The sequence below is a fragment of the Pseudomonas sp. JZ114 genome (assembly GCF_051027705.1).
Taxonomy (GTDB): Bacteria; Pseudomonadota; Gammaproteobacteria; order Pseudomonadales; family Pseudomonadaceae; genus Chryseomonas; species Chryseomonas luteola.
Genome location: NZ_CP069256.1, coordinates 915,279 through 941,883 on the forward strand (window position 1 = coordinate 915,279; position 26,605 = coordinate 941,883).

Genomic DNA, 26,605 nt, shown 5'->3' on the forward strand with positions numbered 1-26,605 from the left:
ATTCAACATGCAAATCAAATTAGCCAACCCTCGCGGATTTTGCGCAGGGGTTGATCGCGCAATCGATATCGTCAATCGCGCGCTTGATGTGTTTGGCCCGCCGATCTATGTCCGACATGAAGTGGTGCATAACAAGTTCGTCGTAGAAAACCTACGCAACCGTGGCGCTGTTTTTGTCGAAGAGCTGGATCAGGTGCCTGATGACGTTATCGTGATCTTCAGCGCCCATGGCGTTTCCCAGGCGGTACGCAAGGAAGCTGAAAGCAGAGGGCTCAAAGTCTTCGATGCTACTTGTCCGCTGGTGACCAAGGTTCACATGGAAGTAGCCAAATACAGCCGTGACGGCCGCGAATGCATTCTGATTGGCCATGAAGGTCATCCGGAAGTAGAGGGCACTATGGGCCAGTACGATACGCGTAATGGCGGATCGATCTACCTTGTAGAAGACGAGGAAGACGTTGCGGCGCTTCAGGTCCGCAACCCTGACTCGCTAGCTTTCGTTACTCAGACTACGCTGTCTATGGACGACACAAGCAAGGTCATCGATGCCTTGCGCGGCAAGTTTCCGAACATTGGCGGCCCACGTAAAGACGATATTTGCTACGCCACTCAGAACCGCCAGGACGCGGTTAAAACACTAGCAACTGAGTCTGACATCGTTCTAGTCGTTGGAAGTCCTAATAGCTCCAATTCCAACCGTCTGCGTGAGCTCTCCGAGCGTATGGGTACGGCTGCCTACCTTATTGATGGTGCGGAAGATCTCAAGCAGGAGTGGTTTAGTGGGGTAGAGCGGATCGGTATCACCGCAGGCGCGTCAGCTCCTGAGATTCTGGTCAAAGGCGTTATTGACCAGCTGAAAGCCTGGGGCGCAAGCGAGGGCCTTGAGCTTGAAGGGCAGCCAGAGAATATTACGTTCTCGCTGCCGAAGGAGCTTAGAGTAAAAGCTATATAATGTTTAAAACCGCCTTTGAAGACTCAAGGGCGGTAGTCGTTCCTTCACTTATTGTTTTATCGTCGCCAACACTCAGTCGAAGTTCCTGTCGCTGCTTGTCCTCTTACACCTGTGTTTGTAATCGTTAATGTTCCACAACGATCACTTGCCATCACTTTTCCGGCAACCGGCACCGCTTGTAGTGTGAAACTACTTTTAGTTACCGAACTTAGCTCTAGATTGTAAACGGCATTTCCATCTCTTGGAGAGGTTGTAAACGGTAAAGCCGGAGCTGTTCCGTCCGAATTGGAATACATTCCAGTTGAGGTGTAATTTCTTTCCATAAATTGCACAAGCTCCATTAAAGAAGCTTGTGCAGCTGTTCTGTTTGTTTTACGTATATGCTCGGTGTAAGACGGATAAGCTATTGCTGCAAGTATTCCAATAATAGCAACTACTACCATTACCTCGATTAAAGTAAAACCACGCTGAATAGTGCGGCGAGGGACAGCTTTGCCTAATCGCATTTTGCTCATAACTTTTATCATCTGATTTCTCGCCATGAAACTCTGTCAGACGTTCTTGATCCTGGAGGCGCAGGACTGCAGACGGGCTGATCTGCATTTGCGGACCCCGCAAAACAGATGAGGTCGGTACTACTTTCATTAGTAGCGTTGTCACTAGCTTCATTAGTAGCATTGCCATTGAAATAGCTAGGTGTATCTATGGCACCTAAATCGGGATTGGAAATTCCAGAAAAAGGAATCTTATTTCCATTAGAGTCGGTGAAATAGTCATTATTATTGATAAGCCCGTCGCCGTTGAAATCAAAATAGTTGTACGCCAATCGAGCACCAGTAAATACGTCTAGAGACATTACCCAACTAGTGGCCCCGCCTGAACAGGGATCATCAGAGGGTGTTAATGTACTGAATGTGATGGTGCCATTTCTTAAAACACCTGCTGAAACAACCCGTTCACCAGTAAGCGAATTGGATCCACCCTCAGAGGCCTTCCATAATAGATCTAATACCCAACCAGACTTACCGGACATGTCCCCAGTGGCTGCTTCGCTCAAAATTCGGCCTTTTTGGCCGTTTACGTTTACTTCTTTTAGAATCTTACGTTCAGCTAGGTTCGTTCGGTTAACCGAACTCTCTCTGTCAATGATGGCGTAGTAGGACTCAATGCGTTGATTCTGCAAGAGATCAGTATCGACGGTTTGGTAGAAACTACCTGTACCAAATAGAATAATTGGTTTGCCATCGGTATTAAGAGCGGCTGTAAGAGGTGCTGTAATAGGCTGGACTCTACCTGAGCTATCCCGTGCCGAGAAAATGGGAATGATGTTTTGGTTACCATTTCTAAAACCATCCCACTTACTTACGTCCTCCCCTGTTATATCGAATCGCCAAAGATTGCCTTGGGTATCGCCTACGTAAATGCGATCCGCTAATCGGTCATTATTAATATCGATTGCTAAGGGTTGTGCCATTCCGCCAGTAGTATTGACTGTGAATTTTTTCAGCACATTCCCGTTAGCCGCATCAAGTACCCAAACATGACCTTTAGTAACGGATGAGTTTGTAAATCCACTACTAACGATAACGCCAAATTTTCCATTTGCTAATGCAACCACTGAGGGCTTCTGGACTGGATAAGACATGTCAGGTGCGGTGAACTCCCACATTACACTCCTGGCAGACATAGTGTCCGGGTTGGTGGCGTCTAAAGCGAAAACGCTTTTGCCTCCAGCACCGGTTGTGCCCACAACAATAGTTTTCCAGCTACCGTTTATCCAGGCGTCAGAGCTCGTCGGCGAGCCATCTACATAATACTGGTGGGAGTAATTTGGGTCGGTAAGCTTATATAAGTCACCTGTTATGCTTCGAGGTATATAGGCAAAGAGCTCACTACCTCCAGTTGACGAAACGGTCGCGTCAAATCCATGCAGCATCCCATCATTTGTACCTACCACCACCATGGGCTTACGATTGATATAGTCAGTGCTGCGACGAAAGCTCAAATAGCTACTGCCTGCACCGCCCCACATTGAGCCGGTCAGTAAGTTATAGCCATAATCTTGATTAGAAACATATTGGGGATCTGAGTTAATAATATCGCCCAATCGGCTGCCCCTTGAGCGGAACGGGTTAGAAGGAGTCGTTTTGGTTTTTTCTAGGTTTCGCTCGCCACGTAAGTAATTTAAGCGATTCTGGCCGGTATCACCTTCTACAGTAACGCCATTCGCTCTAGGTGTCTGAAGAGCGGTTTTGGCGTCATTGTCCAGATTATTATTCCAGAAAAAGTCTATACCTCCGATGGATGTAGAGTAGACCCCTTGCTCTCTGGCAGTAAATCCATTCGATAGGAATATTTTTCGTGTACTGAGATTAGTTAACGCATCTAGTTTAGACGCAGCGCTCCACGTTGGCGTTGCCGCAACTGAGCCAGAACCGCTGACAGTTTTTGCGAGAAGGTCTCCACTCCAGTTGGAGCTATTATAGAGAGTCTGAAAAACAGCGCTTTCCGTATTAAGCTGAGTCGAGTTGGTAGCAAGAGACGTAGATGTGCTTCTAACCTCTTTAACAATTTGGGAGAAAGCTGTTTTTAAGCTGGCTGTCATGTTGGCCGCGTCGCTTGCTACGAAAAAGTTATCAGGCCGCTTATCTCCAGTGGACAGTTTTTCACCATTTGTCCACCAAAGATCATCTGTAATGATGGCGCTGGTGGTCTCGTTTGAATAAGGAGAAAAGTTAGATGGTACTTTAAAACCGCCATATTTAGCGGCAAGCCAGTATTGGTTCGACGCACGCCCCGCCAAACTCTGGTTCTCTCTTACGTCTACCCAATATGTAGAAAGTGTTTGCTTGCCGCCCATATTGGGTCTGAGATCAACAGTATGCGAGTCGTAAGCTAAGCCTGCTATATAAGCTGAGTTAGAACGTCCAGTATAGCTACTCGACGTTTCTTTAAGGTTGACGCCTTCAAGACTGCCAACTTTTGCTGTGGCGGTAACGACGTTAACTGTCGTATCTTCTACGACCTCTTGTGGCTTAGGGCTAACTTCATCTACTGAGCTGGTTGGGCCGGGGAGGTTTTTATCTCTATGAGTGTTTGTGTCGCCAATGCCTAAAATAACATTTTTTTGGCATGAATAGTTAATAGGATCCTGCCAGTTTGTAATAACAGGAAAACCATCTGCTTCTGCGTATCGCTCTGCTGTGGTTTTTCCAGAGAAATCGCTATATGCTGAGACGTTTTTTTGATTTTTATAATATCTTACAGCTGTATAATAAAGCTCACTGACAGGGTCATGGCTTTTAAGTTTTTTATAAGCAGTTGGGTTTGTTTGATAAGGCATTGAGCCAAATTTGTTTAAGTAATTAATTACACCGCTATCAGCAACACCATTGCCTGTACTAGTAGCATCGGCAGGGTTAGGGTTTTTTACTAAAATGCCAGTGGTGACATTCCATTCTGCATATGGGTTCGTTGATCCGTCAGTATCTTTCGGACCTATACCTTTTTGGTTGGCTCGTAAAACGCCTCCATCGCGTCCCTCGCTGGAGTCGTTAAGGTAGCCAAATACGCTGTAGCGCAGCGTATCCGCATATTGCTGAAGTAGGCCTTCTGGTTTGTAGTTAGTTGACGAGTAGCGCTTACAGTTACTTTCCAGACCGCCAGCCGCAGGGCTTGGGTCGCATACTTTTACCTGAATTCTTAAACGATAAACGCTTTTAACTTGTGATCCTCTGTTCTCGTTGACGCGATACGAAGGTATGAGCCTGCCACTGTTAAACTGGGCGCTATTGTTTGGGTCATAGTCGACCCATTCACTCCTTGATGTTGAATCATCGCCAAGCTTGTCCGACCAATTTGAAAATACCATGTCGGTATCTAGACCACTTAGACGGATATACATGCTATTCCAGCCAGAGGATACTGGTGTGGCGCCCGAGAACTCGGCTGCTGGAATCATTCCTTGACCTGAGTTAGTCCTATCGCCTGTACTATTTTGGCCACTGTGACGCGCCTTTTGCAAAATAGTAAGGTTTTCTTGGTCAACAGCTCTTAATCCCCCCGTTAGCGCGCTGCGGAAGGGATCAATAGTCGGCGTTGCAGCCCAGTTTAAGAAGTTTCCGCTCCACTTACCATTACATTTATGGTTAGTGGCTAAGCCATTTGGATAGAACCAGCCATCATTGCTGGTCTTGTTATATAGATAGCACTTGTCAGAATCGAAGTAACCAGAGTACTCATTGGCTGAACTATAACTGCCTAGGTTTGCAACGGACAAAACAGTAGGCCATTCCACGGAAGGCACCAATGCTAAGCTTCCAGGAACGTTTCCACTGCCTAGTAACAGCGGTGTCTGGGAAACTTCTGCATGAACGCCTGTTGCTGTAAAGGAAGCAAAAGTTGCTAAAGCAAGACTTTTAAAGATTGAGTAATTATTTTTTAAGGGAGTCATTGTGGCGATAATTTCCTTATGCGTTAGCATCTTTAGCGCCTGATAAAAGTTGATTGGAGTAATACATTTGAGCTTGCCGTAGAGTCGTTAGTATCGACTGCGGCGCCGTAACCTTCTGCTTCTACTCTTACTAGAGCAACTTCAATTGCCTTGCCAGCTTCAAGGCTATCGCCAGGCTTTATAATAGTTACACCAGGGATGGGTGTGATTCGGAACCGTGGCTTGCTTACGCCAGTAAGGTTATCGACGTTTTGCCAGCTTCTTTCTGTAGAGGTATTCTGCCAAAAGCTGACTTCTTTACTTAAAGCAAATGCTTCGGCTTGGCGCATAGCCGTTTCTGCGCCTTGGAAAGCTAGATTTTGATCGCGCATGTTTCCCGCCATTCGCTCTTGTAATGACGTGACGCGCATGCTGCTTATACCAATAATGGTCATTAGCAGGAGTACGATAAGAGCGACGAGAAGAACAGCGCCTTTCTCTCTAGTAGGAAAAATTTCTGTTCTCATGGCAGACGATTCCGTATTCCTACGGTGGTAGAAAAAACCTGAGCTAAACGGCCATTGTTAATAGTGATGTCTTGCCCGTTAAATCTTATTACTTGATTTGGTGAAACAACATTACTGTCATTGCTAGTGGCTAGTAGGGTTATTTTTACAGAAACCACACTTGACCAATCGGTAATATTATTGGCGTCTAGATAATCTCCAGTAATATTTCCTTCGCTGTCACCTTGGGCATATTTTATTTGCATGTTTTGTATGCCCTCTACAATCTCTTCGGTAACTATGTCTGAAGGGTTGTCATAACGAACTCGCCATAAAGATGGAGTGTTGCTACTGCCGTTATCAATGTAGTAGATTGAGCTTTGATATTTAAGTAGATCTGCTTTTTGACTATAAGCGTATCGAAATTCGTTTGAAGAGCTTATAGATAGTGATGTTGCAGTTTTCTGGTTTTGAAAGATGTCACATCCAACTGGCTCAGCTATAACTAGAAGTGTGCCAAAAGCTAGTTTTGTAGCTGTGGTTGTCGTAATCGTATCATTAGTTGGCGCGGATGCTAATGTGACGCCTGCAGAGTTAGCGGCATGTTTAAGCAAAACCATATCTGTTCCAGGTAACCTTTTTGAGGCTGGAAACCAGCTAGGTAGTGCAGAGTCGGCTTCACTATTATCCCAGCCTTTAATGCCAGATATTAAAATATATCTTTCATCATTATTAAGTGGTGAGGGTAGATTATTTAAACTTCCAACGCACTCGCCTCGGTAAGACGCATTGCGAGTGTCAAAAGTCAAAAAATCCATTGCAAATCGGCCGGACTCTTGTACTTTAGAAAGGGCAAGGTTTGTAATATAGGTGTTTTTACTTGACAAGAATATTTGTAGAACGCCGCCAATTAGGAGAAGGCCTAATACCATTGCCACCATTAGTTCGACTAATGACAGACCACTTTGCTTGGTCTGAAAAAAAACTCTCATAGCTGGGTCCGGTAGGTGAATATAAAGTCTTGATTTGTGTCTTGGGCTGAAGAGCTTCTAATCCTGGCACGGTTGTCGTTCCATTTTATGGAGATGACAAAGATTTTGTTGCTGTATTCTATTTTTCCTGTCCCGTCAGGAAGCAGGCTTGCAAGTGAGTTCAGCCACTCTGCCTTATCTTTCTCAGCGCGTACTGCGTTGGCAGTATTGTTTGTTGTGGAGGAAGAGGGAAAAGAACTTATATTGTAACTTCCTGCTAAGGCCGCTGTGCGGTTAGCTCGCATGCGATCTGCCATATCCCCAGCTAAGAGTGTCGCTTGTGATCTGTAATAAGCGCCTTGGTTGCTCTTAATGCTAGTTGATTGCAAACCTGCAAGGCCTAAAAGCCCTACTGCAAGAATAAAAACAGTAACTAGGACTTCAATAAGTGTAGCGCCTCTTTGGCAAGTGTTTTTCATTGGGATTTACACGCTATGCCTGTGCTGCCTGTAGAGGTAACAGACACCGTTGGTTTTTCGTCATTTTTTTTGCAATTTGTCGGGCTAATAACTAGTTTGCCTCCGGCAGTAGCTGCTCCATTAGGCAAAAAAGTAAATCCAGCGGCAGGATCAGCCTCGACAGTTAATGATTGAGCATCCCAAACGCGAATCACATCGCCGCCTACTTGGCGAATCAACCAGCCATTAGACCAGTCTGTCCCGTTATCACAGGCAGTACCTGCTTCATTACGACGGCAGACAATCACATTCTTGCGCCGTTTTAGTGCTTCAGAACGAGCAATCTGAAGCGTGCCGTTGAGTTCATTAACGAGGGCGTTCGTGCGGGAGCTTTGAATTAAGTTGCTGAATGATGGCACTGCAATAGTAAGTACAATCGCAAGGACTGCTACAGTCACCATGAGCTCGATTAGCGTAAAGCCGCGTACGGAACGCATCCTTGATTCCTTGCAGAGAAATAATCGGCATGATGCCTTTGCAGATCAGGTTGCTCAAAAACACAGGTGACGTCTGGTCAATTGTTTTATCTGTGTGGTCGCCAAGCCATTTCCACTAGCATCGGCTACCAGTCGGAGCAGACTGTATCCGTACTCTACCTGCTTTATTAATCACCACCTGTTTTAGGGCTTCGCTGTTTCGACAGAGAGTAAAGGTGCCATTCTGATAATCAGTAGCGCCGTTAGGCTTGAAGGTCAGGAAGGGGCGTGCGCGAAAACCGGACCAGTGCCAACTGTAGCCAGTCGGTATATTTTCGCTTGATAGGATATTAAGTATTTCATCAGTCTGCTCGTGTTGGTTTGCAGTCTGGTAAACCAGCATCGCTCCTTGCCAGATGAAAGAGCTACTGCAACTACCCTGGCTTTCGTGACAGACAGTTGTGCTTCTATTTTGCGTTATAGCCTGAAAGCGGGCGCGGTAAAGCGTCTGAGCTAATCGGTTAGTAGCTTCGTACTGTGTTATTCGGTCTGTAAGCGTGCTAAAGGAAGGTATGGCGATGCCAATGGTAACGCTAAGAACAACGATAGTTGTAAGTAGTTCGATAAGGCTGAAGCCTTGTTGATAGACTTTCATTAACGGCGTCCATGTACGTGAAGTCAGTTTAGCCATCCTGGCATGATGGCTTTTTGCTCCTGTATGCATTACTTGTCAATTGAGCGGTTATTGAGGTGTGATGTGGTTTTTGACGTGGCGATCATTGGTGGGGGCGTTATTGGCCTGCTTTCGACTTTGCAGCTCGCCTTGGCAGGGCAGAAAGTCTTGCTTCTGGAAAGAGCAGAGCTTGGTCAGGAGGCCTCCTGGGCCGGCGGAGGTATCGTTTCTCCGCTTTATCCCTGGCGCTACAGCGCACCCGTCACCGCATTGGCGCACTGGTCTCAAGATTTCTACCCGGAACTTGGCGCTCAGCTTTTCGAAAGGACAGGTGTAGATCCTGAAGTCCATGTAACAGGGTTGTATTGGCTGGATCTTGATGATGAAGCTGAGGCGCTTGCCTGGGCCAAAGACAAACAACGGCCTCTGGCCTCGGTACCTATTCAAGAGGCCTATTCCCACGTTCCGGTATTAGGGGAGGGCTTCAAGAAGGCTATTTATATGGCGGATGTGGCTAATGTCAGAAACCCGCGGCTGGTTAAGTCCCTTCAAGCCGCTCTGGCGGCTATGCCCAACGTAACCATAAAGACTGGAAGCGAAGTGCAGGCATTTCTTCAGGAAGGGGACGCTGTCACCGGTGTTTATGTAGATGGCATTGCCGTCCAGTCTAGGCATGTTGTGGTTTCAGCGGGAGCATGGAGCGGCTCGTTATTGAAGAGCGTTGGCATCAGCTTGCCTGTCGAGCCGGTTAAGGGCCAGATGATGCTATTCAAATGCGCAGATGATTTTCTGCCCAGTATGGTGCTGGCTAAAGGGCGCTATGCCATCCCGCGGCGAGATGGGCATATTCTGCTAGGCAGTACATTGGAGCATGCAGGCTTTGACAAGAAGCCTACCCAGGCAGCGCACGAAAGTCTTTTGCGTTCAGCCATCGAGCTGTTGCCTGCACTGAAAGGTAGCCCAATGGTCGCTCATTGGGCTGGGCTACGACCAGGATCGCCTGAAGGCATTCCCTATATTGGCCCAGTATCCGCGCGGCCTGGCTTGTGGCTCAACTGCGGTCATTATCGTAACGGTTTGGTTTTGGCGCCTGCCTCCTGCCAGCTGTTGACTAATCTGATCACAGGGGAGGCGCCTATCATCGATCCGGCACCTTATCTGCCGGATTCACGGCTGGAGATCAGCTACGTGTAATCAATCGATGCCCAGCTTTTTCAGGCGATACCGCATCGAGCGGAAGGAAAGCCCGAGCCGTTCAGCGGCAGCTGTACGGTTCCAGCGCGTCTCCTCAAGCGCTTGCATGATCAGCTTTCGCTCAATCTCCTCCAGATAATCCTCAAGATTACTGATATTGGCCAGACTGGTTTCGCCAGTGCTGGACGACTGGGAGGTATCTGCAAGGCGCAGATCGCTTGGTTTGATCAGGTTGTCTTCACAAAGGGTATAGGCTCGCTCAAGCATGTTCTCCAGCTCGCGAACATTACCCGGAAAGCGATAGCTCTTGAGTTTGGCGAGAGCATCATCTGTCAGCTGGGCCAGATCCTGTTGTGATTCCTTGGCGAGACGCTTCAGGATAGTCGAGCACAGTTCCGCAATGTCTTCGCGTCGTTCACGTAGCGGAGGGACACGAAGTTCGATGACGTTGAGGCGATAAAACAAGTCTTGCCGGAAGCGATCAGCGGCTACTTCAGCGGCCAGATCTTTATGTGTGGCACTTAGTATCCGTACATCCAGTGCTACTTCCTGTTGCCCACCGACGGGGCGTACAGCCTTTTCCTGAATGGCACGAAGCAGTTTTACCTGCATGGCTAGCGGCAGATCGGCGACTTCATCCAGAAATAAAGTACCGCCCTGGGCGGCCTGGAATAGGCCCTGTTTGTCTTCAATGGCGCCCGTAAAGCTGCCTTTTTTGTGACCAAAAAACTCGCTTTCCATCAGCTCTGATGGAATAGCGCCACAGTTGACTGGAATAAAAGGGCGATCCGCACGAGGGCCTTGCTCGTGAATCAGTCGGGCGACCAGCTCTTTACCGCTGCCGGATTCACCGCTGATATAGACGGGCGCCTGGCTGCGAGCGAGTTTGCCGATCTGAGCACGTAGCGTACGCATGGGCGGTGAGTCACCCAGCAGCCTGTGATCTGCCACCTTGATGGGGGCAGGCGCTGAGCTGCTCAGGCGTAAGGCGGTGCTTACAAGCTCCCGGAGCCGAGGAAGATCAACAGGTTTGGTCAGGTAATCGAAGGCGCCGGCTTTCAATGCCTGGATGGCCGTATCCAGACTTCCAAAAGCGGTAATCATGGCTACAGGAACATTTGGATATTTCTGCTGGATGTATTGCACAAGGTCAAGACCGGAGCCATCTGGAAGACGCATGTCGGTCAGACACAAGTCAAAGGATTCTCGAGCCAGCAGATCCTTTGCGTCTTTCACGTTCTTTGCGCTAAAGGTGTCGAGCTTCATGCGACCCAATGTAATTTCTAATAGCTCTCGGATATCGGGTTCGTCATCAACGATCAGGACTTTCTGTCGATTCATGTTCAGCTCAACTTGCGCGGATGGGCAAAGGTAATGCGGAAGCAGCCGCCTTGTTCCTGCTGGCGGTAGTCGAGGCGGGCCTGGTTACTCTCGCATAATTCGCGGGAAATATAGAGGCCGAGCCCGGTTCCTTTGCTTTCGGTGGTAAAGAAGGGTTCGAAAAGGTTGGTGATCTGGTCTTCAGGTACACCTGGCCCATCATCAATGACATCCAATATGGGAAGGTCTGAGTCGGGGTCACGGAAGAGATCCAGCCACACTTGTCCCTTGCCGTGCAGCTTGCTGCTATGGCGTAGGCCATTTTGAACAAGGTTGGTTAGCACCTGAGTCAGCTGGCTAGGGTCCATGCGGGTCTGTATCGTACCTGATGTCGTTTGCACATAGACAAACTGTTGCTCACGTAGAGTGGTTCTGAATTCACCTGCAAAGCGGTGTACCCAGTATTTAAGGTCCAGCAGCTGGGGCTCTGCCTGGCGGCGTCTGGAAAGTTGCAGGACATTCTCGATGATGATGTTCATGCGCCGGGAGTGATCCTGAATGATCTGGGCCAGGCGAAGATCATGCTGATCGAGTGCTTCTGATTCCTGAAGAAGCTGTGCCGCGTGGCTTATGGCCCCCAGCGGGTTGCGAATTTCATGGGCAATGCCCGCCGTGAGGCGTCCCAATGATGCAAGCTTTAGCTGCTGGGCCTGCTGAGCAATACGGGAAATGTTTTCCAGAAAAATCAGAATATGCTGATTGCCGCTCCGTTGGATGGGGACGAAGCTGGGCTGGATCAGTGGGCCTTCGCTGAACGCTTGCATGGGTGCAGGACGAAGCGTCCGGTTCCGTTCCCATTGTTGTAGGCGGTCCATCAATTCGGGGCACTGATCATTCAAGTCCCCGGTATCGAGTTCTGGATGACCGAGCAGCTCTCGAGCGGCAGGGTTGGCCAGAATAGGTGCCATTCTTGAGTCCAGAACCAGAATGCCGGTGCGCATACGGTCCAGGATCAGCGCATTCAGATTTTCCAGATCGGCAACAACGTGCGCCCGCTCTTCTGCCAGAGTCTGGCTTTTGGACAGTCGGCTGACGAGACTTTGCACCAGAAATGCGGCGGCAAAGCACAGTGCGCCCAGGCCTCCCGCCTGAACATACTGATTGGCCTCTGAAGGAAGGCTAAGCGTTCTATAGGCGGTGGCATAAATGAGGGCAAGGGTAGCCAAGGCCGCCAGCAGAATTCCAATACGCCCAACGAGAAGAATGTTGGCGATCGATACGGTAATGATGATGAGGTTGCCAATACCACTCGGTGTACCGCCAGCGCTGTACATGAGATAGGTCAGCAGCCCGATATCCACTAGAGCCAGGGCAAAGATCTGTTTTTGCTTGCGCAGTGGTGGCAGAAAAATCGCCAGGATATTACCCGCTAGGTAAATCCAGCTGCCGACCACAAAGTTTTTACCCTCGGTTACCTTCAGAAGGTTGTCGTCCAGATTGGTGGAAACCAGAAGGATAAAAACCAGCCCGACAATGACCCGGTAGTAGTGATACAACCTCAGGATACGACTGTCCTGCAGGTTGTAATGAAAAAAATCAGCGCTCACTGCTCAGGCTTTTTTGTAAGTGATCTTGGCAGCAGAACCAGAACTCCCCGTGGGGTAGGGCTTTATCGCGAGGAATGTGTACCCCGCAGTGACCGCAGCGAACCATTGGCTGTGGTTTGGCCAGGCGTGTTTTCTGTGACTTCTGTGGTTTCGCCTGTAGCAGGCGGCGGCACAGCCATACAACAGCGATAATCAGAGCTAGCCAGAAAAGCAGGCGAAACAAACCCATAGTGTTCTCTAAATAGTGGTACGGCCGTTACAAAATTCGTTTCGGGTGTTACGGCACATTAGAAGACTGCAAAAGTAAACTCCATCACAGCGTGTGATGGCCGTTGAAGCGTTATACCTCATCATGGTCTTCATATGAATGAGGTGTCTTATTTTGCGGACCTTCAGGAGTAAATAAAAAGGAGGCTTAAAGCCTCCTTTTTTGTTCAGGTTCGCATCAGTCGAAAAGACCAAACGTCAGACGGCTGAACCATGAGCGACGCGGAGCATCAGGATTTTCGGCCTCTCCAGGCGCAGGTTGATTCTCTGGAAGCAGCTCCTGAGGAATTTCACGCTTCGCATCTTCGTATTGGCGCTGTACATCCTGAGCAGCTCGTGTCTCGCCTGGCGGAAGCGGCTCGCTGGGGCGATCAACCAAACCGAGGGTTGCGCGTGCCAGCCATGAGCGATCATCTTCGCTACGCTGCTTGGGTTTGAACTCACCGTTATCCAGGCTTGGGTTGTCCGGATAGTTCATTTTCAGCGTTTCCAGGCTGGTAGCTGCCAGGTCGTTGAGGCCCAGATGCTGATAGGCCTCAGTCATGACTGCCAAGCCATCCCCTACCGATGGGGTGCCCTGAAAGTTTTCGACAACATAACGACCACGGTTGGCCGCAGCGACATAAGCCTTGCGGCGCAGGTAGTAATCGGCCACATGGACTTCATACGCTGCCAGCAGGTTGCGCAGATAGGTCATGCGCGCCTTGGCGTCAGGTGCGTACCGGCTGTTTGGAAAACGGCTGGTGAACTGAGCAAAGTCATTGAATGAGTCACGGGCAGCACCCGGGTCACGCTTGGTCATATCCAATGGCAGGAAGCGCGCCAGAAGACTGCGGTCCTGTTCAAAGGATGCTACACCTTTCATGTAGTAGGCGTAGTCGACATTTGGATGCTGGGGGTGCAGACGAATGAAGCGGTCTGCCGATGTACGGGCAGCTTCAGGCTCTCCGTTCTTGTAGTTGGCATAGATAAGCTCAAGCTGAGACTGATCTGCATAACGGCCAAACGGATAGCGGGACTCAAGAGCCTTGAGTTTGCTGACAGCCTGGTTGTAGTTGTTGTTGTTCAAATCTTCCTGAGCTTGCTTATAGAGCTCGGTTTCGCTCAGGTTTTCTGCCACTTCAGGTGCTTTGGAGGAACAGGCAGCGGTGAGGGCGAGGCTGGCGATCAGCAGCAGGTGCTTCAATTGCATGGCGGCTTTGCGTTCCCTGAAACGGTCGGCTGACGGAGCCGGAACCGTCCTGTTATGATGAACAACCCGGCATGAACATCATGCCAGGGCAAAAAGTTTTCGTATTTAACCACAGCGTGTGGCTGAAACCAAAAGCTACACGCCTTTGTTGGCTGCTATGTCCGATATTATCCAACTCAACGCCGAAGTGCCTACAGAACTCGGCGGTCAGCGTCTCGACCAGGTAGCGGCTCAGCTGTTCTCTGAATATTCCCGTTCTCGCCTGTCGTCCTGGATCAAGGAAGGCAGCCTAACTGTTGATGGCGCGGTTCTGCGTCCACGTGATCTGGTGCATGGCGGCGCCGTACTGTCCTTGCGCGCGGAGCGAGAAGCGCAGGGTGATTGGGTGGCGCAGGATATCGAGCTCAATATCGTCTATGAGGACGACCATTTGCTCGTGCTGGACAAGCCTGCCGGGCTAGTCGTCCATCCTGCGGCAGGCCATGCCGATGGTACGCTCCTCAATGCGTTGCTCCATCATGCACCGTCGCTGGCAAACGTGCCCCGTGCCGGTATTGTCCATCGTCTGGACAAGGATACGACCGGCCTGATGGTTGTCGCCAAGACCCTGGAAGCACAAACCAATCTGGTGGCCCAGCTTCAGGCACGCTCCGTCAGTCGTATTTATGAGGCGGTTGTAGCGGGCGTGGTGGTTTCCGGCGGTACGGTAGATGCGCCTATAGGTCGTCACTCCCAACGGCGCCAGCAAATGGCTGTGGTTACCGGTGGAAAGCCGGCGGTCAGCCATTATCGTGTCCTGGATCGATTCCGGGCCTATACGCATGTGCGCGTCAAGCTGGAGACTGGCAGAACCCACCAGATACGGGTCCATATGACCCACATTGGCTTTCCGCTGGTAGGGGACCCGGTATACAGCGGGCGTTTCCGAATTCCGCCTGCTACCAACCCAACACTGGTCAAGACGCTTCGAGAGTTTCCTAGGCAAGCGCTGCACGCCCGCTTCCTGGAACTCGATCACCCGGTGACGGGGGAGCGTATGAGCTGGGAGTCTCCTCTGCCTGAGGATATCGTCTGGCTGCTTAGCCTTTTGCGTCAGGATCGTGAGGCGTTTACCGGATGAATGACTGGCTGATTCCCGACTGGCCTGCGCCTGCCAATGTGAGAGGCTGCGTTACGACTCGGTCAGGGGGCGTCAGTCATGGCCCTTATCAGAGCCTTAATCTGGGCGATCATGTGCAGGATGATCCGGCCGCCGTGGCGGAAAACCGGCAACGGTTGGTCGACTCGCTAGGGTGTCGACCCGCCTGGCTAAAGCAGGTGCATGGGATTTCTGTCGTTGAGGCTGATCCGGCCCAAGTGCTTGAGGCTGATGCCTCCTGGACGTCGACGCCTGGCATTGCTGCAACGATCATGACGGCAGACTGCCTGCCTGTCTTTTTTTGTAATCGGCAAGGGACGCGTGTCGCGGCTGCTCATGCTGGATGGCGAGGGCTGGTAAGTGGTGTGCTCGAAGCAACGGCTGCGTCGCTTGAGTCGAGCACACGAGATATCCTGGTGTGGTTTGGGCCTGCAATCGGTCCTGACGCCTTTGAAGTTGGGGCTGAAGTACGCGAGGCGTTTGTGTCAGAGCATTCCCGGGCAAAAACAGCCTTCAAACCCAGCGTCAATGACGGACGCTTCATGGCGGATATTTACCAGCTGGCGCGGTTGCGGCTGGCATCCATCGGCATTGATGCCATCTACGGTGGCGGATGGTGCACGTATACCGACACTGCGCGATTTTATTCCTTTAGGCGCTCCTCGCAGACAGGGCGCCTGGCCAGCCTGATCTGGCTGACCCAACCTCTGGATGAGGCGTAATCCGACTGATCCAGGTCAAATGGCCAGCGCTTGAATCGAGCAGAATTGTCCTTATGTAAGAGGCATCTCGGCGGGTAATCGTTGTGACGCTTTTTATGGTGCGTCCCTGACCCGCGCTCATATAAAGGACATAGTCATGCGAATTGACCGTTTAACCAGTAAATTGCAACTTGCGTTGGCCGACGCCCAATCCCTCGCGGTAGGGCATGACCATCCGGCCATCGAGCCCGTGCATCTTTTTTCTGCCTTGCTGGATCAGCAGGGCGGCTCGATTCTACCGCTGCTTCGTCAGGTCGGCTTTGATATTCAGATGCTCCGCCAGGCCCTGACCAAGGAGCTGGACAGTCTGCCAAAGATTCAGAACCCTACCGGGGATGTCAGCCTGTCTCAGGATCTGGCTCGTCTGTTGAATCAGGCCGATCGGCTGGCTCAGCAGAAGGGAGATCAATTCATTTCAAGCGAGCTGGTGCTGCTGTCTGCTATGGACGAGAACACCAAGCTTGGCAAGATACTGCTGGCGCAGGGGGTTTCCCGTAAGGCTCTGGAAAATGCCGTCAACAACCTGCGCGGCGGTGATGCTGTCAACGATCCTAATGCTGAGGAGTCCCGTCAGGCGTTGGATAAGTTTACGGTTGATCTTACCAAACGCGCGGAGGAGGGCAAGCTTGACCCTGTGATCGGTCGTGACGATGAGATTCGCCGCACTATCCAGGTTCTGCAGCGCCGTACCAAGAATAATCCGGTGCTGATCGGTGAGCCGGGGGTAGGTAAAACAGCCATTGTTGAGGGGTTGGCTCAGCGGATCGTCAACGGTGAAGTGCCCGATGGCCTGAAGGATAAGCGTCTGTTGGCCCTGGACATGGGATCTCTGATTGCCGGTGCCAAATTCCGGGGAGAGTTCGAGGAGCGCCTCAAGGGGGTGTTGAATGAGCTTTCCAAGCAGGAAGGGCGTGTCATCCTTTTTATCGATGAGCTCCATACCATGGTGGGTGCCGGTAAGGCGGAAGGCGCCATGGACGCAGGTAACATGCTCAAGCCTGCATTGGCTCGTGGCGAGCTGCATTGTGTAGGCGCTACCACGCTTGACGAGTATCGCCAGTACATTGAAAAGGACGCCGCCTTGGAGCGTCGCTTCCAAAAGGTCCTGGTCGATGAGCCGAGCGAGGAGGATACCATTGCGATCCTGCGCGGCTTGAAAGAGCGGTATGAAGTGCACCACAAGGTCGCGATTACTGATGGGGCCATCATTGCGGCCGCCAAGCTGTCGCATCGCTACATTACGGATCGGCAACTGCCCGACAAGGCAATTGACCTGATCGACGAGGCCGCAAGCCGTATTCGGATGGAAATCGACTCCAAGCCCGAAGCGCTTGATCGTCTGGAGCGTCGTTTGATCCAGCTGAAGGTTGAGCAGGAAGCGCTCAAGAAAGAAAGTGACGAAGGTGCCCTGAAGCGCCTTGGCAAGCTGCGTGAAGACATCGCCCGGCTCGAGCAGGAATATGCCGATCTGGAAGAAGTCTGGAAGGCTGAGAAAGCGGAGGTTCAAGGTTCTGCACAACTGCAGCAGAAGATTGAACAAGCCAAGCAGGAGCTTGAGTTGGCGCGCCGCAAGGGGGACCTCAACCGTATGGCAGAATTGCAATACGGCATCATTCCTGACCTCGAGCGTAGCCTGCAGATGGTGGACCAGCATGAAAAGCCGGCCAACCAGCTGCTGCGCAACAAGGTGACCGAGGACGAAATTGCTGAAGTGGTCTCCAAGTGGACGGGCATTCCGGTCAGCAAAATGCTCGAAGGCGAGCGTGACAAGCTGCTGCGCATGGAAGATGCGCTTCATCAGCGTGTCATTGGGCAGAATGAGGCGGTGACGGCGGTAGCGAACGCCGTTAGACGCTCGCGTGCAGGATTGGCTGATCCGAACCGGCCGAGCGGGTCGTTCCTGTTCCTGGGCCCAACCGGGGTAGGTAAGACCGAGCTTTGCAAAGCGTTGGCTGAGTTCTTATTCGATACAGAAGACGCCATGATTCGTATCGACATGTCTGAGTTCATGGAGAAACATTCCGTTGCCCGTCTGATTGGTGCGCCTCCGGGATATGTCGGCTATGAGGAAGGTGGCTATCTCACCGAGGCGGTGCGGCGTAAGCCATACTCCGTGGTTCTGCTGGACGAAGTGGAAAAGGCGCATCCGGATGTCTTCAATATCCTGCTGCAAGTGCTGGACGATGGCCGCCTGACTGATAGCCAAGGGCGTACTGTCGACTTCCGTAATGCGGTTGTCGTCATGACTTCGAACCTGGGGTCAGCGCAAATACAGGAGTTGGTTGGCGACCAAGAGGCTCAGCGTGCTGCTGTCATGGATGCGGTGTCGGCCCACTTCCGGCCGGAGTTCATCAACCGTATCGACGAGGTGGTTGTGTTCGAACCGCTCGGACGTGATCAGATCGCTGGTATCGCTGATATTCAACTGAGCCGCCTGCGTCAGCGTCTGGCTGAGCGTGAGCTGGATCTGGCGCTTTCGGCAGAGGCAATGAACAAGCTGGTTGCAGTAGGTTACGACCCTGTCTATGGGGCGCGTCCCTTGAAGCGTGCCATACAGCGCTGGATCGAGAACCCTCTTGCCCAACAGATTCTGTCTGGGCAATTTGTTCCAGGCAGCAAGATAGAGGCGAGGGTAGAGGGCGAAGACATCGTATTTGCTTAGTCTGCTAAAGGGCGCCTTAAGGCGCCCTTTGCGTTTCCAGACGAGGCGTATCTTAAGTGCATGAATTTTTTGCAATAAAATTTGCTAAAGGGTGTTGACACAGGAATCAATACCCGTAAAATGGCGCACCTCAGCTGATGCAGCGCAGCTTAACGCTGAAGAGCAAAGGTTGAGATTGGAAGCTTAGAAGTTCCGCGATAGCTCAGTCGGTAGAGCAAATGACTGTTAATCATTGGGTCCCTGGTTCGAGTCCAGGTCGCGGAGCCAACTTCCTTGTCGGGGTATAGCGCAGCCCGGTAGCGCGCCTGCTTTGGGAGCAGGATGTCGGGAGTTCGAATCCCCCTACCCCGACCATTAAGTGGGTCGTTAGCTCAGTCGGTAGAGCAGTTGGCTTTTAACCAATTGGTCGTAGGTTCGAATCCTACACGACCCACCACTTTCTTATCTAAGCGTTAACCTCCTAAGCATTTCTGCTAAGCAGCGAGTTCTTCGCTGTGTCTCGTTTTAAAGTCTTCTTCTTTTCAGTACATGTTTGTTTGGCGCAGCGCTATTTGCTTTGTGCAAATTCGTCATGTCCAGGGTTTTGTGCCCTGTCTGCACCTTGCAAACAGGGCATCTACCATTTAATGCAGCTTTAGCCTTGGCTTGAGTGTATGGCCCAGGTGATCGCTAATGATCAGCAGCAAGGTTCTGAAGTTTCCATAGAGCGCCCGCTGGTGCAGCCGATAGAGTGACACATAAAACATGCGCGCCAGCCAGCCTTCCAGCATGACGTTCCCGGTCAGATTACCCATCAGGTTGCCCACGGCTGAATAACGCGAAAGCGAGATCAGTGAGCCATAATCCTTGTAATGGTATTCAGGCAGCGCTTCGCCTTTCAGGCGAGCCGTTATGGATTTCACCAGTAGAGAGGCCTGTTGGTGCGCGGCCTGCGCCCGGGGCGGGACATTACGATTGTCCTCTCCAGACATCGGACACGCCGCGCAATCGCCAAAGGCAAAGATGTCATCATCCTGCGTGGTTTGAAGCGTAGGGCGTACCACCAGCTGATTGATTCGATTGCTTTCCAGCCCGTCCATATTAGCCAGAAACTCCGGTGCACGAATGCCAGCTGCCCATACCTTAAGCTTGGCAGGGATGAATTCGCCGCTCTTGGTGGTTAGACCATCTTCGGTGATAGAGCTTACGGCTGCGCCTGTCATAAGGCGGACACCTAGTTTCTGCAGCTGCTGAGCGACCGGCTCTCCGATGCGTTCGGGCAGTGCTGGTAGTACACGTGGGCCTGCCTCGATGATCGTGATACGGAGGTCTTCCGGGCGAATACGATTCAAGCCGTAGGAGACCAACTGCTGAGCGGTATTGCGAAGTTCTGCCGCCAGCTCCACGCCCGTGGCGCCAGCGCCAACAATTGCGATATCAATGGGCGCTGCCGTTTCACTGCTTGCCTGAGCATGCAGATATTGATTGAGCAGCTGCTGATGAAAGCGCTCGGCCTGGGCGCGGGTATCCAGAAACAGGCAGTGCTCTGCAGCGCCAGGCGTGCCGAAGTCGTTTGTTTTACTGCCGATGGAAATAACGAGCGTGTCATAGGGCATGGTTCGCTCAGCAAGAACTTCCTTGCCTTGCTCGTCGGTGATAGGTGCAAGACGAATGCGCTTATTTGCTCGGTCCAGGCCAGTCAGGCGACCTAGCTGAAACTCAAAGTGATTCCATTTGGCCTGAGCGACATAGTTGAGTTCGTCGGCTGAAGAGTTTAAGGAGCCTGCGGCGATTTCATGCATGAGCGGCTTCCAGATATGGGTCAGGTTGGCATCGACCAACGTGACATGTGCCTGGTTGCGCTTACCGAACTTTCTGCCCAGGCGGGTAGCCAGCTCCAAGCCCCCAGCGCCGCCGCCGACGATTACGATTCGATGTGTCATGGTGTTTCATACTCATAGTGTTGGAATTCTTTGGCGCGGGCAGCCAAGGCGCCTGCGGTGATACGAGCCGCTGATGAGTCGGCTCGTATGAAGTAATTCGTTGGGTTAGTCATCGATGGCGCTTACGGTATCGCCGACTCTGATGATTCCGCCGCTCAAGATGCGGGCAGTGATTCCACCGTGGCCACGCATCGCTTGAAACGTGCCCGGTCCTAGGCGCTCTTCCAGGCGAGCGCATGGCTGGCACCAGCCGGTTGTTTCGAAAATGGCCTGACCGATCTGAAAGCGGCAATTTTTAAGGCTGAAAAGGTTAATACCTGTGACTGCTATATTGCGGCGCAGGTCCTGAGGTTCAAGCGATCGTCCGATGAGCGCGCTGACAACTGCCAGATGCTCCCATTGGATAAGCGTGACCTGACGTGCATTGCGTGGGCTGGGGCGGGTATGGTCGCCCGTCAAGCCAGCCTCGCGGCGAGCCTCAACAGCATTAACAATGATCATCTCTGCTCGAGCGGCGGGGCGGACACCCATCCACTGTACGGTTCCCGTTTGAGGCACAGCTGTCAAAAGCTCTTTTAGCGGTATCATCAGGTGGGCCTATTACGATAGTAGGGTAGCGGCGTACAACGCCCTTGCTCTAGAGGAGGCTTGCGGATCTGCGGCAGATGTTCTGCTTACATTGAAAAATGACAGGCGTGAATATTTTTACAGTGATGACAGCGAAATGCCAGTCACCCTGGCGCTGCTCGCTGATACAGTTTTCACTCTTTGAACCAGTAACTGGAGGCTCCATGCGCGTCTTGCGCTCTGTGCTATTGCTGATTGCTTTACTGCCCGGATTGACCTGGGCACTGGCGCCAGGAGAGCGCCTTGCACCCTGGACGCTGTTGGATCAGAACGACCAGCCTTATACGCTGGACGATAATCTGCAGGTTCTGCTGGTTGCACGCAGCATGACGGGTGCAAATCTCGTGAAGGCGGCTTTGAAGGATCAGCCCAAGGGCTATCTAGAGGCTAACAAGGTAGCCTTCCTGGCTGATATCAGTCAGATGCCCAAGGTGATATCGACGTTGTTCGCCATTCCTGCCATGCGTGACTATAACTACCGCGTGCTATTGGATCATGAAGGGCGGGTGGCGCCCCGTTACCCTGGTGACAAGGAAAAGGTTCTTTGGCTCATGCTGGATCATGGCCGTTTCGTAGGGCAGCGGGAGTTTGATTCTGCCGAAGGGTTGAAAGATGCGTTAAAGGCCAAGGCCAAATAAGGGAGGCGCTAGCCGAAACGTTATTGAGCGCTTCGGCTTAAGGCCGGATGTGGCGAAAATGGTCAGTATGGGACGCCATGGAGCAGTGGTTCAATGGTCCCGGCGTGGCATGTCTTCTGAAAACAAATCGTCTTCCAGATCGTTGCCGGGAATGGCGTGCTCCTCTGCTGCCCAGGCGCCCAGGTCTATTAGTTTGCAGCGGTCTGAACAGAAGGGGCGGTTGGGGCTGGCTTCGCTCCACTCTACGGGGGCGCCGCACGTAGGGCAATCTACAGTCAAAGGTGGCTTAGGCATGCTTGCCTCCTTGTAGGGTGAGATAAAAGTGATGCAGGCGTTCGACATGCTCATGTAGCTGCGCAAGCGTCCCGTCATTAATGAGGACATCATCCGCGTGTTTCAAGCGCTCGTCTCGCTTCATTTGCGCCTGAAGGATGGCCTTGATCTGTGTCTCGTCAGCCTGATCGCGCCGCATGGCGCGTTCGAGCTGCAAAGCTTCCGGCACATCTACGACGAGTACCCGTTGGGTCAGCTGCGTCTGGCCGGATTCGATAAGCAAAGGGGAAACCAGAACGGCATAGGGCGATGTGGCTTCGTTTAATGCTCGAATGATTTCCTGGCGGATCAAAGGGTGTAACAACGACTCAAGCCAGTGCCTTTCTTCGGGGATGGCGAATATACGAGCACGCAGCCCTGGGCGATTCAGGCGGCCATCATCGAGCAGGATATCGCTGCCAAAATGCAGAGCAATCTGTTCAAGAGCGGGCTGACCAGGCTCTACCACCCAGCGGGCCGCGTGATCAGCATCTACTGTGTGAATGCCCAGCGAGCCGAAATGTTCGGCAGCGGCGCTTTTACCGCTGCCAATCCCGCCCGTAAGGCCGAGAATCCAAGGGTTGCTCATCAAAAACCGGCAAAGTGAAGGTACATGCCTGTTATTTGATCACCCCAAAGCAAAGCAATCCACCCCGCAATGGCCAGATAAGGCCCAAACGGTATCGGGGTGCTGTTTTCGGCATTCTTGAGGCGAAGCAGAATGATGCCGAGGATTGCGCCCACTAAAGAAGACAGCAATATCGTAAGCGGTAGGATTTGCCAGCCACCCCAGGCGCCCAGCATGGCCAACAGCTTGAAGTCGCCAAAGCCCATGCCTTCCTTGCCTGTGATCAGCCTGAAAAGCTGGAAGACCACCCACAAGCTCATATAGCCCGCTGCTGCGCCCCAGACTGCATCGGAAAGGCTAGAGAAGAGCTCAAATTGATTAACCAGCAGGCCAACCCATAGCAACGGAAGAACGATGACGTCAGGAAGAATCTGATGATCGGCATCAATCAGGCTGGCGGCGAGCAGGCTCCAGGTTAGTAACAGGGCGCTGGCTGCCTGCCAGGTAAAGCCAAAATGCCAGACAACAAACAGGGAAAGCAGGCCGCATGTTAATTCAACCAGCGGATAGCGAGCGCTGATAGGGGCCTTGCAGCTAGAGCACTTACCACGCAGCATGACATAGCTGATAACAGGGATGTTTTCCCATGGCCGAATGCGATGTTGACAGTGAGGACAATGGGAGTGGGGCTTGGCAAGGTTATAGGTTTCCGCCTCGCCTTCGCTGGGTAACTCCAGCATTTGGCGGGACTGGGCTATCCAGTCCCGCTCAAGCATTTTGGGAAGCCGGTGTACGACCACATTGAGAAAGCTGCCAACCAATAAGCCTAGTACCAGCGTACAACCCAAGTATGCGGCGGGGTAGGTTGCCAAAAGCTCGATAGCCTCCATTAAACAACCGAGCCCAGCTGGAAGATAGGAAGGTACATGGCGATGATCAAACCGCCCACCAGTACGCCCAGAACCGCCATGATCATAGGCTCCATCAGAGCGGTAAGGCTGTCGACCATGTTGTCCACTTCTTCTTCATAGAAAGCGGCCACTTTATCCAGCATTTCGTCCAGTGCACCCGACTCCTCACCGATGGCCGTCATTTGCACTGCCATAGAAGTAAACACGGCAGTGGTTCGCATGGAGAAGTTCAGCTGCATACCGGTCGAGACGTCTTGCTTGATCTTGTCGACGGCATTGCGGAAGACAACGTTACCCGTAGCCCCTGAAACTGAGTCCAGTGCATCTACCAGCGGTACGCCCGCAGCAAAGGTAGTGGACAGCGTACGCGCATAGCGTGCAATCGCAGACTTATAAAGAATGGCGCCCACGACAGGTATTTTGAGTACAAAACGGTCAACGGCATCGCGGAATTTTTCAGACCGTTTGTGCGCCATTTGAAAGCCGAAACCTAAAGCGAAAAGGGCCAGCAGAACGATGAACCACCATTCCTGCAAGGTTTCTGAAAGGCCAATTACCATTAATGTAAATGCGGGCAGCTCTGCGCCAAAGCCCTCGAAGACGGATTGGAACTGAGGTACAACCTTAATCAGTAGAATGGCTGAAACCACAATCGCTACCACTACAACCGCGGCAGGGTAGGTCATAGCCTTTTTGATTTTTTTCTTGAGCTGCTCGGTTTTTTCTTTGTAAGTCGCTACGCGATCCAGCAGCGTTTCCAGCGCACCAGACTGCTCACCCGCATCAACCAGGTTGCAGTAGAGGTCATCGAAGTATTGGGGCTTTTTACGCAACGAGCTAGACAGGCTGTTACCCGCCGCCACGTCCTGCTTGATGTCGTCGACCAGCTTGCGCATGTTCGGATTATCAAAGCCTTCGCTGATAATGTCGAACGATTGCAGCAAAGGAACACCTGCCCCCAGCATGGTAGCCAGCTGGCGAGTGAATAGGGCGATGTCCATCGGCTTGATCTTTTTGCCGCGGCTGAAGATCGAGACTGATTTTTTGCGTACGCGCGTGGGGTTGATCCCCTGTTTGCGTAGTTGGGCCTTGACCAGGGCAGGGTTCAGCCCGGTCATCTCGCCCTTGATCTTGACGCCTTTACGGTCCGTTCCCTCCCAGGTAAAAGCGCTCATTTTTAATGCTTTGTCGGCCATGCAATCCGCTCTTCAGGTGCTGGAGTGCGTCTTGTCAATGTGCAGCCATGCTGTTTGACGACGTCCACTCTTGTTCATGTGACTGACCAGCCCTTCATGGGCATCGAGTGGACACGCAAAGTTCGCGCCAATCAGTCCTTGGTGACGCGGTTTACTTCTTCCAGGCTGGTTACACCTTGCATGGCCTTGAGCAAACCAGATGTTCGTAAGTCATTAAAGCCCTCTTCACGCGACTTACGGGCAATCTCGATCGAGTTGCCTTCTTCCATGATCAGGTTCTGCATGGCAGATGTGATCTTTACCACTTCATAAATACCTACGCGGCCACGGTAGCCGTTATTGCACTCCTCGCAACCAACAGGTGAGTACAGCGTAAACTTGCCGATCTGGCTTTCAGGGAAGCCTTCACTTAACAGGGTTTCTTTTGGCACATCATGCGGCTTTTTGCATTTAGGGCACAGCTTGCGTGCCAGCCGTTGAGCAATGATTAGGTTAACCGATGTGGCAATGTTAAAGGCAGGTACGCCCATGTTCCGAAGGCGCGTCAGTGTTTCTGCCGCGCTGTTGGTATGCAGCGTCGACATAACCATGTGGCCCGTTTGTGCAGCCTTGATTGCAATCTCTGCCGTTTCAAGGTCGCGGATCTCGCCCACCATGATCACGTCAGGATCTTGACGGAGAAACGCTCTGAGTGCCTGAGCAAAGTCCATTCCTTGACGCGGGTTGACGTTAACCTGGTTGATACCCTCCAGGTTGATCTCTACCGGGTCTTCTGCCGTCGAGATATTGATATCGACTGTATTGAGGATATTCAAGCCTGTGTACAGCGATACCGTTTTGCCGGAGCCCGTAGGGCCAGTCACCAGAATCATGCCCTGTGGTTGGCTAAGCGCCTCCATATACAGCTCTTTCTGGCGCTCTTCATAACCCAACGCATCAATACCCATCTGCGCGCTGGAGGGATCGAGAATTCGCATCACGATCTTCTCACCCCAAAGGGTAGGCAGGGTATTCACACGGAAATCGATGGACTTGCTTTTGGAAACCTTGAGCTTCACGCGCCCATCCTGAGGCTTGCGGCGTTCGGAGATGTCCATGCTCGCCATAACCTTCAGGCGGGCTGAAATACGTGGGGCCAGCTGAATAGGCGGGCGCGCCATCTCGTGCATGACGCCATCGGTACGAAAACGCACTCGATACATTTTCTCGTAAGGCTCAAAGTGCAGGTCAGACGAGCCGCGCTTGATGGCGTCGAGCAGCATTTTGTTGACGAAGCGGACAACTGGGGCGTCGTCCGCGTCTACTTCAGACTTTTTTTCTTCTTCTGTATTGATCTCGATGTCGAGGTCGATATCACCAAGATCCAGCCCGCCGGTGCCGTTATCCAGGTACTGATCAATGGCGTTATGAAGTTTGTCATCCTCAACCAGTATAGGTTCGGCAGTCAGCCCTGTGCTGAACTGTATGTCATTGATCGCTTGCTGGTTGGTCGGGTCGGATATACCAATAAAGAGCTTATTGCCGCGCTTGGCTAGCGGCAGGAAGTGATGCTGCTGCATCAGCTTCTCACTCACGACCTCCTTGGGCAGGGACTCCTTATCAACCGCGCTCAGGTCTAAAAACGCCAAACCAAATTGTTCAGCAGACAGCTCCGCAATCGCGCGGCTCTTAACGAGGCGATTCTGAACCAGGTGCGTCACCAATGGGACTTTACTGACCTTGCTCTGCGCAACCGCACTTTGAGCCGTTTTTTCATCTAGCAGCTCCGCCAAAACAAGCTGACGGGCAAGACCAGAGAGGGGCGCTAAATCATTCATAAGAC

Annotated in this window: 24 protein-coding genes and 3 tRNA genes; 9 read left to right on the forward strand and 18 right to left on the reverse strand. The window is 51.9% G+C overall.

Annotation, left to right across the window (positions count from 1 at the left end):
* Positions 1-7 precede the first annotated feature (7 nt).
* The gene (ispH, locus tag JQR90_RS04285; protein ID WP_010797185.1) at positions 8-952 is read left to right on the forward strand and encodes a 4-hydroxy-3-methylbut-2-enyl diphosphate reductase; all 945 of its coding nucleotides are present in this window, start codon (positions 8-10) and stop codon (positions 950-952) included.
* A gap of 56 nt (positions 953-1,008) precedes the next feature.
* Here ispH and JQR90_RS04290 read toward each other — a convergent pair whose 3' ends face one another.
* The 7 genes from JQR90_RS04290 to JQR90_RS04320 form a co-directional block, all read right to left on the reverse strand.
* Positions 1,009-1,467 carry a type IV pilin protein gene (locus tag JQR90_RS04290; protein ID WP_312482355.1) on the reverse strand — a complete coding sequence of 153 codons (459 nt, stop codon included), beginning with the start codon at positions 1,465-1,467 and terminating at the stop codon, positions 1,009-1,011.
* 8 nt (positions 1,468-1,475) lie between these two features.
* Positions 1,476-5,435 carry a pilus assembly protein gene (locus JQR90_RS04295; protein WP_434140525.1) on the reverse strand — a complete coding sequence of 1,320 codons (3,960 nt, stop codon included), beginning with the start codon at positions 5,433-5,435 and terminating at the stop codon, positions 1,476-1,478.
* Positions 5,436-5,437: 2 nt separating this feature from the next.
* On the reverse strand, positions 5,438-5,911 hold the full coding sequence (locus JQR90_RS04300; RefSeq protein WP_010797188.1) for a pilus assembly PilX family protein: 474 nt from the start codon (positions 5,909-5,911) through the stop codon (positions 5,438-5,440).
* A complete protein-coding gene (locus tag JQR90_RS04305) occupies positions 5,908-6,882 on the reverse strand; it encodes a PilW family protein (protein ID WP_010797189.1) in 975 nt (324 codons plus the stop codon). Before JQR90_RS04305 ends, JQR90_RS04300 begins: the two co-directional genes overlap by 4 nt.
* Entirely contained in the window at positions 6,879-7,340 is a 462-nt protein-coding gene (pilV, locus tag JQR90_RS04310; protein ID WP_010797190.1) for a type IV pilus modification protein PilV, read from the reverse strand. The genes JQR90_RS04305 and pilV overlap by 4 nt, the downstream gene beginning before the upstream one ends.
* On the reverse strand, positions 7,337-7,816 hold the full coding sequence (locus JQR90_RS04315; RefSeq protein WP_010797191.1) for a GspH/FimT family pseudopilin: 480 nt from the start codon (positions 7,814-7,816) through the stop codon (positions 7,337-7,339). Before JQR90_RS04315 ends, pilV begins: the two co-directional genes overlap by 4 nt.
* A gap of 115 nt (positions 7,817-7,931) precedes the next feature.
* The gene (locus JQR90_RS04320; RefSeq protein WP_083603038.1) at positions 7,932-8,519 is read right to left on the reverse strand and encodes a GspH/FimT family pseudopilin; all 588 of its coding nucleotides are present in this window, start codon (positions 8,517-8,519) and stop codon (positions 7,932-7,934) included.
* 33 nt (positions 8,520-8,552) lie between these two features.
* On the opposite strand from JQR90_RS04320, the gene thiO reads away from it, so the two are divergent.
* Entirely contained in the window at positions 8,553-9,662 is a 1,110-nt protein-coding gene (thiO, locus tag JQR90_RS04325) for a glycine oxidase ThiO (RefSeq protein WP_010797193.1), read from the forward strand.
* On the opposite strand, the gene JQR90_RS04330 is transcribed toward thiO, so the two are convergent.
* From JQR90_RS04330 to JQR90_RS04345, 4 genes are all read right to left on the reverse strand, one after another.
* On the reverse strand, positions 9,663-11,003 hold the full coding sequence (locus JQR90_RS04330) for a sigma-54-dependent transcriptional regulator (protein WP_010797194.1): 1,341 nt from the start codon (positions 11,001-11,003) through the stop codon (positions 9,663-9,665).
* A gap of 2 nt (positions 11,004-11,005) precedes the next feature.
* Complete coding sequence (locus JQR90_RS04335; RefSeq protein ID WP_010797195.1) at positions 11,006-12,589, reverse strand: sensor histidine kinase; 1,584 nt, start codon at positions 12,587-12,589, stop codon at positions 11,006-11,008.
* A complete protein-coding gene (locus JQR90_RS04340) occupies positions 12,579-12,818 on the reverse strand; it encodes a PP0621 family protein (protein WP_010797196.1) in 240 nt (79 codons plus the stop codon). The genes JQR90_RS04335 and JQR90_RS04340 overlap by 11 nt, the downstream gene beginning before the upstream one ends.
* 216 nt (positions 12,819-13,034) lie before the next feature.
* Positions 13,035-14,048: an outer membrane protein assembly factor BamD gene (locus JQR90_RS04345; protein ID WP_010797197.1), complete on the reverse strand. Its 1,014-nt coding sequence runs from the start codon at positions 14,046-14,048 to the stop codon at positions 13,035-13,037.
* A gap of 157 nt (positions 14,049-14,205) precedes the next feature.
* Between JQR90_RS04345 and rluD the strand changes: the two genes are divergently transcribed.
* The 6 genes from rluD (at position 14,206) to JQR90_RS04375 (ending at position 19,045) form a co-directional block, all read left to right on the forward strand.
* The gene (gene rluD, locus JQR90_RS04350; RefSeq protein ID WP_010797198.1) at positions 14,206-15,168 is read left to right on the forward strand and encodes a 23S rRNA pseudouridine(1911/1915/1917) synthase RluD; all 963 of its coding nucleotides are present in this window, start codon (positions 14,206-14,208) and stop codon (positions 15,166-15,168) included.
* A complete protein-coding gene (gene pgeF, locus JQR90_RS04355) occupies positions 15,165-15,908 on the forward strand; it encodes a peptidoglycan editing factor PgeF (RefSeq protein ID WP_010797199.1) in 744 nt (247 codons plus the stop codon). Before rluD ends, pgeF begins: the two co-directional genes overlap by 4 nt.
* 136 nt (positions 15,909-16,044) lie before the next feature.
* Complete coding sequence (clpB, locus tag JQR90_RS04360) at positions 16,045-18,609, forward strand: ATP-dependent chaperone ClpB (RefSeq protein WP_073449541.1); 2,565 nt, start codon at positions 16,045-16,047, stop codon at positions 18,607-18,609.
* 191 nt (positions 18,610-18,800) lie between these two features.
* A tRNA-Asn gene (locus tag JQR90_RS04365) sits at positions 18,801-18,876 on the forward strand.
* A gap of 10 nt (positions 18,877-18,886) precedes the next feature.
* Positions 18,887-18,963: transfer RNA gene (locus JQR90_RS04370), tRNA-Pro, on the forward strand.
* Between the two features lie 6 nt (positions 18,964-18,969).
* A tRNA-Lys gene (locus JQR90_RS04375) sits at positions 18,970-19,045 on the forward strand.
* Between the two features lie 187 nt (positions 19,046-19,232).
* Here JQR90_RS04375 and JQR90_RS04380 read toward each other — a convergent pair.
* The gene (locus tag JQR90_RS04380; protein WP_197872023.1) at positions 19,233-20,531 is read right to left on the reverse strand and encodes an NAD(P)/FAD-dependent oxidoreductase; all 1,299 of its coding nucleotides are present in this window, start codon (positions 20,529-20,531) and stop codon (positions 19,233-19,235) included.
* Positions 20,532-20,636: 105 nt separating this feature from the next.
* Positions 20,637-21,119, reverse strand: a complete 483-nt coding sequence (locus JQR90_RS04385) for an MOSC domain-containing protein (protein ID WP_434140532.1) — start codon at positions 21,117-21,119, stop codon at positions 20,637-20,639.
* Positions 21,120-21,322: 203 nt separating this feature from the next.
* On the opposite strand from JQR90_RS04385, the gene JQR90_RS04390 reads away from it, so the two are divergent.
* A complete protein-coding gene (locus JQR90_RS04390) occupies positions 21,323-21,796 on the forward strand; it encodes a hypothetical protein (RefSeq protein WP_010797203.1) in 474 nt (157 codons plus the stop codon).
* A gap of 90 nt (positions 21,797-21,886) precedes the next feature.
* On the opposite strand, the gene yacG is transcribed toward JQR90_RS04390, so the two are convergent.
* The 5 genes from yacG to pilB form a co-directional block, all read right to left on the reverse strand.
* Entirely contained in the window at positions 21,887-22,090 is a 204-nt protein-coding gene (gene yacG / locus JQR90_RS04395) for a DNA gyrase inhibitor YacG (protein ID WP_010797204.1), read from the reverse strand.
* Positions 22,083-22,697: a dephospho-CoA kinase gene (gene coaE, locus JQR90_RS04400; protein ID WP_010797205.1), complete on the reverse strand. Its 615-nt coding sequence runs from the start codon at positions 22,695-22,697 to the stop codon at positions 22,083-22,085. Before coaE ends, yacG begins: the two co-directional genes overlap by 8 nt.
* The gene (locus JQR90_RS04405) at positions 22,697-23,566 is read right to left on the reverse strand and encodes a prepilin peptidase (RefSeq protein ID WP_010797206.1); all 870 of its coding nucleotides are present in this window, start codon (positions 23,564-23,566) and stop codon (positions 22,697-22,699) included. Before JQR90_RS04405 ends, coaE begins: the two co-directional genes overlap by 1 nt.
* Positions 23,566-24,783, reverse strand: coding sequence for a type II secretion system F family protein (locus JQR90_RS04410; protein WP_010797207.1), 1,218 nt, complete (start codon positions 24,781-24,783; stop codon positions 23,566-23,568). The genes JQR90_RS04405 and JQR90_RS04410 overlap by 1 nt, the downstream gene beginning before the upstream one ends.
* Positions 24,784-24,914: 131 nt before the next feature.
* A complete protein-coding gene (gene pilB / locus JQR90_RS04415) occupies positions 24,915-26,600 on the reverse strand; it encodes a type IV-A pilus assembly ATPase PilB (protein ID WP_010797208.1) in 1,686 nt (561 codons plus the stop codon).
* Positions 26,601-26,605: the final 5 nt, after the last annotated feature.